Source organism: Aeromonas sp. ANP5 (genome assembly GCF_963870295.1).
In the GTDB taxonomy this organism is placed as follows: domain Bacteria; phylum Pseudomonadota; class Gammaproteobacteria; order Enterobacterales; family Aeromonadaceae; genus Aeromonas; species Aeromonas veronii.
The window spans coordinates 87,193-100,449 of sequence record NZ_CAWMRY010000015.1; the positions used below are offsets into that span (position 1 = coordinate 87,193).

The window sequence follows — 13,257 nt, forward strand, 5'->3', positions numbered from 1 at the left end:
CTAGAGGTACAGAGATGCCAGGCGCAGTATCTCGCTCTGGTCAGTTTCTTTGGTATTGACGATCCCGGCGACCCGGCCATTGCTCATCACCATGATGCGGTCGGTGATCCCCAGCAATTCCGGCATCTCTGACGAGATGATGATGATCCCCTTGTCCTTCTTCGCCAGCTCCAGGATGAGCTGGTAGATCTCGAACTTGGCCCCGACGTCGATGCCGCGGGTGGGCTCGTCGAGCATCAGGATCTCCGGCTGGGTCAGCAGCCAGCGACCGATGATCACCTTCTGCTGGTTGCCCCCGGAGAGGGAACCGATCTGGGTCTGCTGGGTCGGCGTCTTGACCCGCATGGAGTCGATCACCCACTGGGTATCGCTCTTCATCTTGTTGTCGCTGAGCAGCCCCATGGAGCCCTTGTAGCTGTCCATGTTGGCGATCAGGGAGTTGAAGGCGATATCGAGCCGGGAGTAGATACCGGTGGAGCGGCGCTCTTCCGTCACCAGCGCAAAGCCGTTGCGGATCGCTTCGTGGGCGTTGTGGTTGGCCACCTCTTTGCCGTGCAGCTTGATGCTGCCCTGACTGCGATCGCGAATACCGAACAGGGTCTCGACGATGTCGGTGCGCTTGGCCCCCACCAGTCCGGCGATGCCGAGGATCTCCCCCTTGTGCAGGTTGAAGGTGATGTCCTGAATGGAGGGCTGGTTCTTCGCCGTCAGGTGTTCGATCTCGAGGATCACCTCTTTCGGCTGGTTGGTCTTTTCCGGGAAACGCTGGGTCAGTTCACGGCCGACCATCATGCCGATGATCTGATCCATGGTCATGCCCTTGAGCGGCTGGGTTGCCACCCACTGGCCATCCCGCAATATGGTGATCTCGTCACAGAGCTGGAAGATCTCCTCCATCTTGTGAGAGATGTAGACGATGCCGCACCCCTTCTCCTTCAACTTGTTGATGATCTTGAAGAGGTGGTTCACCTCTTTCTCGGTCAGCGAGGAGGTGGGTTCGTCCATGATGACGATCTTGGCGTCGTAGGAGAACGCCTTGGCGATCTCGATCATCTGCATCTGGGAGACCGACAGGGTCGCGACCTTCACCTTGGGGTCGATGTCGATATCCAGCTCATCGAAGATGCGCTTGGTGTCGTCATACATCTTGCCGTGGTCGATAAACCACCCCTTGGTGGGGTAGCGGCCGAGCCACATGTTGTCCATCACGGTACGCTGCAACACCAGGTTGAGCTCCTGATGCACCATGGAGACGCCATTTTCCAGCGCCTCTTTCGAGGAGGTGAAGTTGATCTCCTGCCCCTTGAAGAAGATCTTGCCCTGATCCTTCTCGTAAATGCCGAACAGGCACTTGAGCAGTGTGGATTTTCCCGCTCCGTTCTCGCCCATCAACGCATGCACAGAATGAGGACGGACCCGTAAATTGACATTATCGAGTGCCTTGACGCCGGGAAAGCTCTTACTGACGTCAATCATCTCCAACAGCCATTCTGATTGTTGCTGTGTTGTCATATCAGCCATCACATCTGGTTGAAAAAAGGGCAAGGGGATCTCCCTTGCCCTGGAGGAGGGAATTACTCGAATTGGGACAGGTTGTCTTTATCCACACCGACGTAGGCAACACGTACTACCTTGTCGACGATATTCCACTTGGTACCTTCACCGGCCGGTTTGCCTTCAGCCAGGTTCTTGGTCAGCTCGAAGGTGGCTTTGGCCTGGTTGGCCGCATCGTTCAGCACGGTACCCGCCATGGCACCGCTCTTGACCATGGCCAGCGCTTCCGGCAGCGCATCGACGCCGAATACCGGAATGGCAGTCTTGCCCTGGGCTTTCAGTGACTCGACTGCACCCATTGCCATGCCGTCGTTGTTGGCGATGACCACTTCGATCTTGTTGGCGTTGGGGCCGGAGATCCAGGCATCCATCTTGTCTTTCGCCATGGCGGTATCCCACATACCGGTATCCATGTGCAGTTGCTCGGTCTTGACGCCGCCATCGTTCAGGGTCTTGACCACGTAGGAGGTGCGCGCTTCCGCATCCGGGTGGCCCGGCTCCCCTTTCAGCAGCACGAACTGGATCACGCCATCCTTGTTCAGATCCCACTCCGGATGGGCTTTCCAGTGTTTGGCAATCAGCTGACCCTGGATGATCCCTGACTCCTTGGAGTCGGTGCCCACGTAGTAGGCCTTGTCGTAGCTGGCCAGATCGGTAGCGCTTGGCTCCTTGTTGTAGAAGACCACCGGGATATCTTCGCCACGGGCTTTCTCAATCACCACCGGTGCCGCAGCCGGGTCAACCAGGTTGATGGCCAGCGCCTTCACCCCTTTGGCCAGCAGCACGTCGATCTGGTCGTTCTGCTTGGACTGGTCGTTCTGGGAGTCGTTCATCAGCAGTTCCACCCCCGGAGTGGCTGCCGCCTCCTTCTCGATGGCCTTGCGCACGACCGCCATGAAGTTGTCGTCGTACTTGTAGACGGTTACCCCGATACGGGTGTCAGCCTGGGCATTGGCTCCAGCCATCATGCCCATCAGCAGGGCGGCAACTGTGGTCAGTTTTTTCATTATGTGTGCTCCGATGTGTCTATCTGTGTTGTAGGGTGGCGAGCAATTGAGCAAGCGCCAATCAATGTAATCAGTTTGTTGTCATTTCTTCTGTGATCATGACGACAAAATGAAAACGTTTACACTCTGTTACATTGAAACTTTATATTTATTTTTCAAATACATATAAATAAAAATCAGATTTGAGACTCAATCTTTCCCACAGCATTGAGGCTAGTCGTTACTGGTCTGTTGTCAAAATGGCGCACTGGCTAGACAGTCGCTTCAATAGCTGGATTAGCGGAGAGTGCAGCCCCAACGGTAACGACGCTCGAGCAGTTGATACTCGGGACGCACGCTCTGGCTCCAGGAGTCATCACCGCCCACCCCCATATGGGCGCCATCGAGGCAGACCCACAGCCCCTCTTCGGCCACCAGATCGCTCTGGTGACGAGCAACGGCCAGCTGTTGCTGACTGAAGCGGCTGGCACTGAAATGGAAGGTGCCGCTCACCGTCGTGCTGCCCAGCTGCAGCTGACGGGTATCGCAGCGCAAGCCGTTGTCACTCGGGAAAATGTAAGGGGTGTGCATGGCCTCCAGCGGCAGGCTCCAGCGCCCCAGATCAGCGCCCAGCAGACGATCCGGATAGTTCTCGTGAGGGCCGCGTCCCAACCATTCGGCTCGCGCCGGTACCTCGGCCAGATGAAGCAGCAGGCCAATCCGCGGCAGCGACGGCAGCACCTGTGCCAGCTCGGTCTCTATCTCGAGGCTCATGGCGCCATCGTCGGTAAAGTGATGATGCCAGTGACTCACCAGCAGCAGCTCATCGTGGTGGAAGTAGCCATGACTAACCCGGATATCCGCTCCGGCGACCGCGATCCCCAGACAGCGGTGCTGCCACTGACCGAGACCACAGCCCTGCCAGCGGGCAATCCAGGAGTTGGGGTCAGCGTGATCCGCTTCGCTGGTGCCGATGTCGTTATCGAGCGGCGCGCGGTAGAAGTGATCCATGATCGGCGCCAGCAACTGCTCCTGCCCCGATTTTTGCCAACTGGTGATGCGACCGCTCTGCTTGTCGAGCCACCACTGGCTGTTAGCGGCGGTGATCCGCCAGCCATCCGGCTGCTCGCTCAGGGTGGCGGCAGCGACCGGCGCTGGCAGGGCAAGGTGAGTCGGCAGGGTGAACTGCTGACGGGCGACCTTGTGATCTGCCTGCGACCAAGGGGTGGCCTGCGGCTGAACGATGGCCAGATCGAGCCAGGCCAGTGAACCTGCCGCAAAGGGGGGCAACGCCTCGCTCAGGGTCAACTCGACCACCCCTTGTGGCGCCAGCTCAAGGGAAACCTCCCCCTGCTGCTGCACATGGCCGTTCTCACACAGCTGCCAGCAAAGCCGCTCGTTGTCGGTTTCCCGAAACAGGTATTCGCTCTCGATCCGCACCCGCAGCGGGGTGTGCTCAAGCAGGCTGAAGCGGAACGGCTGCTGGGCACGTTTTGCCTCGCACAGGGTGGGATGGGGGGTGCGATCCGGGAACAGCAGGCCGTTGCAGCAGAACTGGCGATCGTTTTGCACATCACCGAAGTCGCCGCCATAGCCCCAGTAGTGGCGACCATCTGCGGTGTATTTGTCGAGCCCCTGATCGACCCAATCCCAGACAAACCCGCCTTGCAGACGTGGATGATCGCGAAACGCCTGCCAGTAGTGGGCGTAGCCCCCCAGGCTGTTGCCCATGGCGTGGGCATATTCGCAGAGGATCAGCGGCCGGTGCTCGCCGGGCAGGCCGATCCACTTGGCCAGCGCCCACTTGGGCACCGCCGGGAAGGGCTGATCCTGATGGGTTCTGGCATACATGGGGCAGATGATGTCGGTCGCCGGGGTATCGGCCCCGCCCCCCTCGTACTGCACCGGACGGCTCGGGTCGCTGCGCTTGATCCAGCCATACATGGCATCGTGGGCCGGGCCGTACCCCGACTCATTGCCCAGCGACCAGATGATGATGGAGGGGTGGTTGAAATCCCGTGCCACCATGCGGGTGGCCCGCTCCAGAAAAGCGTTGCTCCAGGCGGGATCCCGCGCCAGCCGCCCCATCGGGGTCATGCCGTGGGTCTCCAGATTCGCCTCGTCCACCACATAGAGACCGAGCCGATCGCAGAGGCGATAGAAATCGGGGTGGTTGGGATAGTGGGAGCAGCGCACCGCATTGAAGTTGTGCCGCTTCATCAGCAGCAGATCCCGCTCCATGGTGGCGCGATCGATGGCATAACCCTTGGCGGGGTGGTGTTCATGACGGTTGGCACCGCGAACAAGCAGCGGCTGCCCGTTGACCCGCAGCAGGCCGCCACGGATCTCCACTGTCCGAAAGCCCACATCGCACGCTTCGCTCTCGATGGCCTGGCCCTGCTCGTCCAGCAAGGTCAGGGTCAGACGATAGAGATGGGGCGTCTCGGCGCTCCACTTGCGCGGCGCAGCCACATCGATCCACAGCTCGGCGCGATCGTCATACGCACCTTTTTCATCAATGGCTTGGGTGCCGATCGGCTGGCGCATGGTCACAACCCGCTCGCCACCGTCATAGAGATTGGCCTCCACCGACAAACCGGCCCCATTAGCCACCTGCAATGCAATCTTGAGACGACCGTCCCGATAGCAGGCATCCAGCTCGGGTGTCACCCGCATATCCATAAGATGGCGGGACGGTTTGTGCAGCAGGCTGACGGAGCGGAAGATCCCCGACAGCCACCACATATCCTGATCTTCCAGATAGGAGCCGTCGGACCAGCGCAGCACCAGCACCGCCAACCGGTTGCGACCGCTCTGCAGATATGGGGTCAGATCGAATTCGGCGGGCAGGCGACTGTCCTGGGAGTAACCTACCCAGCGGCCGTTGCAGAAGAGGTGGAAGGCACTGCTCACCCCGTCGAAGATGATCCGGCTCTGTCCGCTTACCAGCCAGTCGGCGGGCAGTTCGAACTCGCGGGAGTAGCAACCGGTGGGGTTCTCTGCCGGCACCCGGGGCGGATCGCAGGGAAAGGGGTATTTGATATTGGTGTAGATGGGGCCATCGGTGAGCGGCCGCGCAGCCGGATAGGCGGCATCCAGCTGCCAGTTACCCGGCACTGTAATGGGGCAAGCATCCACCAGATCCTGCGCCAGCCAGCTCTCGGGCACCAATTCGGGAGCAGCAAAGAAGGAGAAGCGCCACTCGCCATCGAGCAAGAGACGGGAGGAAGAGGCCAGATCACCCCTGGCATCCGTTTCGCTGCGCCAGCTGAACATGGGGGTATGGGCTGCCAGCCGGTTTACCGACGTAATAGCCTGAGTCTGCCAATCCTGACGCGCCACTATCTCCCTGAGCATTCACTCTCTCCCTGCTGATTGGAAAACGTATTCAGTCTAGAGAAGTATGACGCAGGGAACGGCGATCTCGCTCACACAGATGTAAACGATTACACTAATTTTGTTAAGTAAAGCGGAGTAAAAATGATTAAAAATAGGTAAAACAATAACTGTGCAAGAAATGGCCCCGAACAGGGCCGCAAAAGGGGGCTATCCGGCCCGAACCGGTGCCACCGAGTGGCGATTGATCAGGGTGGGGGTATAGATCCTGCTCTGGGTCGCGTCACTCTCCCCCGCCGCCAGCTGAATGGCCAGCTTGGCCGCCTGGGCCGCCATCAGCTCGATGGGATAGCGCATGGTGGAGAGCTTGGGGCGCAAATATCTGGCATAGATAATGTCATCGAAGCCCACCACCGAGACCTCCTCCGGCACTCGCAGGCCGTTATCCGCCAGCACTGAGATGGCGCCCGCCGCCATGGCATCGTTATAGGCAACTACGGCGGTCACCTTGAGCCCCTTGGCCAGCAGGTTAAGCATGGCGCGCTCGCCCCCCTCCTCGTTCGGCGTGCCACTCTCGATAAGCTCGGGATCGGCTGCCAGCCCAGCCTCCATCAACCCATCCTGATAACCCTGCAGGCGCAAGGTGGCATCCTCGATGGCGTGATCCGAGCTGATAAAGGCGATATGGCGGTGACCCAGTTCGATCAGGTGGCGAGTCGCCGTAGCCGCACCCAGCCGATTGTTGAGGGCGATGCAGCGTCCCTTGAGGGCCGGAATATCGCGGTTGATCAGCACCATACCGGGCACCCGCATGGCGTAATCGTACAGTTCCTCGTCGCTCAGCGCCTTGCTGTGCACCACCAGCGCCTCGCAACGCTTGCCGATCAGCAGCTCGATAGCCTCACGCTCCTGACGCGCCTTGTGAAAACCGTTACCCATCAGCAGGTGAAGGTTCTGCTCGACGGCCACGCCGGAGACCCCCTTCACCAGTGCACCGAAGAAGGGATCGGCTACATCACCGACCACCACCCCCATGGTGTCGCAAGTCTGGCTAACCAGTGCCCGCGCGTTGGCGTTGGGGGTGTAGCCCAGTTCGGCCATGGCCTTCTGCACCACTTCGCGAGACGCAGCGCTGGCCTTGGGGGAGTTGTTCATCACCCGTGAAACCGTTGCCACCGACACATTGGCCAAACGGGCGACATCCTTGATGGTGCTCATGCTGTTTTCACTTCTTTCACTGTGCAATAGAGCGCCATTATACCCAGCAAACCCATTGAAAACAGGGGTGAAACGTATATCTGCCGTCAGGATGACCATAAAAACAGTGTAATCGTTTACACCATTTTGCAAGCAAGCTCACAGTTTGGTCGCCACACCCTCGGCTAGACTCCTTCCAGACACTTTTCAGTGGAGAGCAAGATGAACGTTCTGGTCACCGGCGGCTGCGGATATATCGGCAGCCACACCTGTCTGGCCTTGCAAGCGGCAAGCATGAATCCCGTGGTGGTCGACAACCTCGGCAACAGCAAACGCAGCGTGCTGGCCCGAGTCGCAGCCATCAGCGGCCAACAACCCGTTTTCTATCAAGGAGATATTCGCGATGCCGCCCTGCTGGACCGGATCTTCGCCGAGCAGCAGATCGATGCAGTGATCCACTTTGCCGCCCTCAAAGCGGTCGGTGAATCGACCCGCATTCCACTGGATTACTACGAGAACAACCTCGGCGGCACCCTCACCCTGCTGCAAGCGATGAAGCGGGCCAATGTGCACAATCTGGTGTTCAGCTCCTCTGCCACCGTCTATGGCGATCCCGCCAGCCTGCCGATCCGCGAGGATTTCCCTCGCAGCGCCACCAACCCTTACGGGCGATCCAAGCTGATCATCGAGGAGATCCTCGAAGATCTGCAGCTGGCCGAGCCCCACTGGAGCATGACCCTGCTGCGCTACTTCAATCCGGTCGGCGCCCACGAATCGGGCACCATGGGTGAAGACCCGCAGGGGATCCCCAACAACCTGATGCCCTATATCACCCAGGTCGCTATTGGCCGTCGCGACTGCCTGTCTGTCTTTGGAAACGATTACCCCACCCCGGACGGCACCGGCGTGCGCGACTACATCCATGTGATGGATCTCGCCGAGGGGCACGTCAAGGCACTGCAACACTGCGCCGGCAAGGGTGGCGTGCACACCTACAACCTGGGCACCGGCCAGGGCCAGAGCGTGTTGCAGCTGGTCGCCGCTTTCTCCAATGCCTGCGGCAAGCCGCTGCCGTTTCGCATCGAACCGCGCCGTCCCGGCGATATCGCCGCCTGCTGGGCTGATCCGGCCAAGGCTGAGCGGGAGCTGGGCTGGCGGGCGACCCGCAACATCGACGCCATGTGCGCCGACAGCTGGCGCTGGCAATCCGCCAATCCGAACGGTTACGAGGAGTAGGCCTGCCTGCTCCCTGTTAATAGACGACCCTATTTTTCAATACCTTATTCAGGAGAGATGATGTTCAACCCCGTCGATCATCCCCATCGCCGCTTCAACCCGCTGACCGGCCAGTATGTGCTGGTCTCCCCCCATCGGGCCAAACGCCCCTGGCAGGGACAGGTGGAGAAGGTGAGTCAGGCCCCCAAACAGGCCCACGATCCCGACTGCTTCCTCTGCGCCGGCAACACCCGGGTCACTGGCGACATCAACCCCGACTACAAGGGCACTTTTGTCTTTACCAACGACTTCGCCGCCCTGATGCAGGATACCCCGGCCGCCGATAGCGCCAGCGATCCCCTGTTGAAACTGGAAGCCGCCCGCGGCACCAGCCGGGTCATCTGCTTCTCGCCGGATCACGGCAAGACCCTGCCCGAGCTGCCGCTACCCGCCATCGAGGGGGTGATCACCACCTGGATGGATCAGGTCGCCGAGTTGTCGGCCCAGTGGCAGTGGGTGCAGGTATTTGAAAACAAAGGGGCCGTTATGGGCTGCTCCAACCCGCACCCCCACGGCCAGATCTGGGGCAGCGATTTCCTGCCCAACGAGATCGCCCGCGAAGAGCAGCACCAGCGCGACTGGCTGGCCGAACATGGCCGCCCCATGCTGCTGGAGTATGTAGAGCGGGAGCTGGCGGATCGCTCTCGCATCGTGGTGGAGACCGAGCACTGGCTTGCCGTGGTCCCCTTCTGGGCCGCCTGGCCGTTCGAAACCCTGCTGCTGCCCAAGGCGCACGTCCCCTCCATGCTGAACCTGACTCAGGTCCAGCAACAGGATCTGGCAGTGGCGCTCAAGGAGCTCACCAGCCGCTACGACAACCTGTTCGAGTGCAGCTTCCCCTACTCCATGGGCTGGCACTTTGCCCCGCCCAAATCGGGTTGTCCCGAGGCGTGGCAACTGCATGCCCACTTCTATCCGCCGCTGCTGCGCTCCGCCACCGTGCGCAAATTCATGGTTGGCTTCGAGATGCTGGCCGAAACCCAGCGCGACCTTACCCCCGAGCAGGCTGCCGAGCGGCTGCGTGCCCTGAGCCCCGTTCACTACACCCAGACCAGCCACACCAATGAGGAGGCCTTATGACCCCCAGCCAACGCGTCAGCACCGTTTTTGCCGAGCAATTTGCCAAAGCGCCCGATCTGCTGGTGCGCGCCCCCGGCCGCGTCAACCTCATCGGTGAACATACCGACTACAACGACGGCTTCGTGCTGCCCTGCGCCATCGACTACGAGACCTGCGTTGCCATCGGCCTGCGCGATGACCGGCAAGTGCAGGTGATCGCCGCCGACTACGACAACCAGCGCGACCAGTTCGAACTCGACCAGCCCATCGAGCACCACCCCAGCCAGCGTTGGAGCGACTACATCCGCGGCGTGGTGAAGTATCTGCAGGAGCGCGGTTATGCCCTGCGCGGCCTCGATCTGGTGGTCTCCGGCAACGTGCCGCAGGGGGCGGGGCTCTCCTCCTCTGCCTCGCTGGAAGTGGCCATCGGTCAGGCCTTCAAGGAGGTGCTGGGGCTCGACATCAGCCAGGCCGAGATCGCCCTCAACGGTCAGCAGGCGGAGAACAAGTTCGTCGGCTGCAACTGCGGCATCATGGATCAGATGATCTCCGCCAGCGGCAAAACAGACCACGCCCTGCTGCTCGACTGTCGCTCGCTGGAGACTCGCCTCATCCCCATGCCCAGCGATCTGGCGGTGCTGATCGTCAACTCCAATGTACGCCGCGGTCTGGTGGACAGCGAATACAACACTCGTCGCCAGCAGTGTGAAGAGGCCGCCCGTCACTACGGGGTCAAGGCGCTGCGCGATCTCGATCTGGCCGGACTGGAAGCGGGCAAGGCCGGGTTGGATGAGGCCTGCTACCGCCGTGCCCGCCACATCGTAGGGGAAAACGCCCGCACCCTGGCGGCCGCCGATGCGCTGGCCAGCCACGACCTGACCCGCCTCGGCAAGCTGATGGCCGAGTCGCACGCCGCCATGCGCGATGACTTCGAGATCACAGTGCCCGCCATCGACGGTCTGGTGGAGATCATCAAGGCCAGGATCGGCACAGATGGCGGCGTGCGGATGACAGGTGGCGGCTTCGGCGGCTGCGTGGTCGCCCTGCTGCGCCCGGAGAAGGTGGCCGAGGTGATCGCTGCCGTCGAGGCAGAGTATCCGGCCATCTCGGGCCTCAAGGCCGACTGCTACGTCTGCTCTGCCAGCGCCGGTGCAGGCAAGCTATGAGCAGCGCCATGACGCCATTCGAACTGGAAAACGAGGAGGGGCTGCGCCTGCGCGGCCTCGACTTCGGCGCTACCCTCACCTCCCTCACCCTGCCGGTGGCGGGCAAACGGCGCGAAGTGCTGCTGGGTTGTGCCGACGACGCCTATCCCGCCCAACAGGTGTGGCTGGGCGCGGTGGCGGGACGTTTTGCCAACCGCATCGGCGGTGCCGAGCTGGTGCGTGATGGACAGCACTGGCCGCTGAATGCCAATCAGGCACCCAACTGTCTGCACGGCGGGCAGGCTGGCTTTCATCGCCAGCGTTGGCAGATCAAGGAACTGGAAGCAGATCGGGTCAAGCTGGCGTTGCTCTCCCGAGCGGGGGATCAGGGCTTTCCCGGCAATCTGCGGGTCACCCTGGAGTACCGGCTTGAGCAGAGCGATCTGGTGGTGGATTTCATCGCCAGCACGGATGCCGCTACGCCGGTCAGCCTCACCAGCCACGCTTACTTCAATCTCGATGGGCAAACCGATGGCGGAGATATCCGTGACCACCTCATCAGCATCAATGCCGACCACTTCCTGCCGACCGACCCGAGCGGTTTGCCGATCACCATCACTCCGGTGGATGGGCCATTCGATCTGCGCCAAGAGCGCCTGATTGGCCAGAATTGGCTGAACCATCCCCAGCAGCAACAGGCCAAGGGGTACGATCACGCCTTTGTGCTCAACGGCCCAACGCAAGAGTGGGCTGCTCGCGTGGTATCAGGGGACAGGCAGCTGGCGATGGAGGTCTACACCAACCAGCCCTCGCTACAGTTCTACACCGGAAACTGGCTGGCCAATACCCCGAACCGCAGCGGCCTGTCGCACCGGGATCACGACGGCTTCTGTCTTGAGGCGCAACAGCTACCGGACAGCCCCAATCGCCCCGAGCTGGGCGACCCCTGGCTGCTGCCGGGCGGGCGTTATCACCACCAAACCCGCTACCGCTTTATCCGCGACTGACTTAAAGGTTTCATGATTTTTACATAGCCTCAGCAGTCACTATCGAGCAAGATAAGCCGCCCCGAGACCCTCCCGGGGCGTTTTTACATCAACGAAGTTAAGGATCGTTTGTTCGATGACTGACACTTATAGCCTGCTGGTCGCCTTTATTCTGGGCGTCGTCGAGGGGCTGACCGAGTTCCTCCCCGTCTCCTCCACCGGCCACATGATTATCGTCGGCCATCTGCTGGGCTTTGAAGGGCCCAAGGCTGCCACTTTCGAAGTGGTGATCCAGCTTGGCTCCATCCTCGCCGTGGTCGCCGTCTTCTGGCGCCGCCTGTTTGGCCTGATTGGCATTCACTTCGGCCAGAAGCCGTCCCGGGATCACGCCACCCTGTCGCTGATCCACGTCATCCTCGGCATGCTGCCCGCCATCGTGGTCGGTCTGGCCATCCACAGCTGGATCAAGGCCAACCTGTTTGGTCCGCAGACCGTCATGTACGCGCTGGTCGCGGGGGGCATCCTGCTGATCATCGCCGAGAAGTTCCGCCCGGCCGTCACAGCCGAAACCCTGGATGACATCAGCTACAAGCAGGCGTTCGGCATCGGTCTGTTCCAATGTCTGGCCCTGTGGCCCGGCTTCTCCCGCTCCGGCGCCACCATCAGTGGTGGCATGCTGATGGGGATCAGCCGTCACGCTGCCGCCGAGTTCTCCTTCATCATGGCAGTGCCCATGATGGTGGCGGCCAGCGGGCTTGATCTCTACAAGAGCCGCGATTTCCTCTCGATGGCCGACTTCCCGATGTTTGCCGTGGGCTTTATCACCGCCTTCGTGGTAGCGATGTTTGCGATCAAGACCTTCCTGACATTGATCCGCCGCATCGACTTCATCCCGTTCGCCATCTACCGCTTTATCGTGGCATTCGCCGTCTATCTGGTGTTTGTCGCCTGACCGGCAACCAGCAATCAAATGAAAAAAGGGACCAATCTGGTCCCTTTTTCTATGGCGTCATGGTGCTCAGTAGAGGTGCTGGCTGATGCCATTCAGCAGCCGCGACAACCCTTTGGTGAACTGCACCGGCGCATCCTGCACCGTGTAGCAGAGGCAACCGTCCGGCGTATGCGGGCTGTGGGAGTGGCTGGCATCGCGCCAGATGAAATCTCCCGCCTTGTAAAGGGTATCGCCATCCTGAATATTGCCCGCCAGCAGCAAGGTCAGCTCATAGCCCTGATGGGTGTGCTCGGGGATGCGGCCGCCCGCTTCGATATGGAGCAGGCTGGCGCGTGCCCCCATCTCGTCCAGCGGCAAACTATGCTGACGAATAGCCCCGATATGGCGCCACTTGGGGGAACGATAGCGGGCCAGCACCCGTGGCAAACGGTAGGCCTGACCGGCCACCTCCAGCTCGCCGTGCTGCGTTCGGGGCTGGTCATGTGTTGGCTCGGAGAGGGGTTCTGCCAGCGGCTGGGCCAGAATATCCGCCAGCATGGCGTCGAATCCGGCGTCCAGCGCTACTTCATCGCGGGAGTCCAGCTCGGGCTCTGCTGGCGAGGCAAGATATTGCTGCGCCAGCTCCTCTTCGAATGTCTTCAGGCGGGCAGCACAATCGGGGCAGAGTTCACAGTGGGCGGAGAGCCCCACCGCCAGCGGCAGAGGGAGCTCGTCAGCGGCGAAGGCACGCAGCATAGGGTCGGTCGGATGGGCTTTAATCATGGCCT

General features: G+C 61.0%; 10 protein-coding genes. 5 read left to right on the forward strand and 5 right to left on the reverse strand.

Going from position 1 to position 13,257, the window contains the following annotated elements:
- The 4 genes from mglA to AACT07_RS10760 form a co-directional block, all read right to left on the reverse strand.
- Positions 1-1,521, reverse strand: coding sequence for a galactose/methyl galactoside ABC transporter ATP-binding protein MglA (gene mglA / locus AACT07_RS10745; RefSeq protein ID WP_069527674.1), 1,521 nt, complete (start codon positions 1,519-1,521; stop codon positions 1-3).
- Between the two features lie 53 nt (positions 1,522-1,574).
- The gene (gene mglB / locus AACT07_RS10750; RefSeq protein ID WP_005340747.1) at positions 1,575-2,561 is read right to left on the reverse strand and encodes a galactose/glucose ABC transporter substrate-binding protein MglB; all 987 of its coding nucleotides are present in this window, start codon (positions 2,559-2,561) and stop codon (positions 1,575-1,577) included.
- 276 nt (positions 2,562-2,837) lie between these two features.
- A complete protein-coding gene (locus tag AACT07_RS10755) occupies positions 2,838-5,897 on the reverse strand; it encodes a beta-galactosidase (protein ID WP_069527659.1) in 3,060 nt (1,019 codons plus the stop codon).
- 189 nt (positions 5,898-6,086) lie between these two features.
- Positions 6,087-7,094, reverse strand: a complete 1,008-nt coding sequence (locus tag AACT07_RS10760) for a substrate-binding domain-containing protein (RefSeq protein ID WP_005356970.1) — start codon at positions 7,092-7,094, stop codon at positions 6,087-6,089.
- Between the two features lie 201 nt (positions 7,095-7,295).
- On the opposite strand from AACT07_RS10760, the gene galE reads away from it, so the two are divergent.
- The 5 genes from galE to bacA all read left to right on the forward strand — a co-directional run bounded on the left by galE (position 7,296) and on the right by bacA (position 12,490).
- The gene (gene galE / locus AACT07_RS10765) at positions 7,296-8,309 is read left to right on the forward strand and encodes a UDP-glucose 4-epimerase GalE (RefSeq protein ID WP_069527661.1); all 1,014 of its coding nucleotides are present in this window, start codon (positions 7,296-7,298) and stop codon (positions 8,307-8,309) included.
- Positions 8,310-8,369: 60 nt separating this feature from the next.
- The gene (locus tag AACT07_RS10770; protein ID WP_069527663.1) at positions 8,370-9,428 is read left to right on the forward strand and encodes a UDP-glucose--hexose-1-phosphate uridylyltransferase; all 1,059 of its coding nucleotides are present in this window, start codon (positions 8,370-8,372) and stop codon (positions 9,426-9,428) included.
- A complete protein-coding gene (gene galK / locus AACT07_RS10775; RefSeq protein WP_069527665.1) occupies positions 9,425-10,573 on the forward strand; it encodes a galactokinase in 1,149 nt (382 codons plus the stop codon). The genes AACT07_RS10770 and galK overlap by 4 nt, the downstream gene beginning before the upstream one ends.
- Positions 10,570-11,559, forward strand: a complete 990-nt coding sequence (gene galM / locus AACT07_RS10780) for a galactose-1-epimerase (protein WP_069527667.1) — start codon at positions 10,570-10,572, stop codon at positions 11,557-11,559. The genes galK and galM overlap by 4 nt, the downstream gene beginning before the upstream one ends.
- A 115-nt stretch (positions 11,560-11,674) precedes the next feature.
- On the forward strand, positions 11,675-12,490 hold the full coding sequence (gene bacA, locus AACT07_RS10785) for an undecaprenyl-diphosphate phosphatase (RefSeq protein WP_069527669.1): 816 nt from the start codon (positions 11,675-11,677) through the stop codon (positions 12,488-12,490).
- Positions 12,491-12,556: 66 nt separating this feature from the next.
- Here bacA and AACT07_RS10790 read toward each other — a convergent pair whose 3' ends face one another.
- Positions 12,557-13,252, reverse strand: a complete 696-nt coding sequence (locus AACT07_RS10790; protein ID WP_069527670.1) for a ChrR family anti-sigma-E factor — start codon at positions 13,250-13,252, stop codon at positions 12,557-12,559.
- Positions 13,253-13,257: the final 5 nt, after the last annotated feature.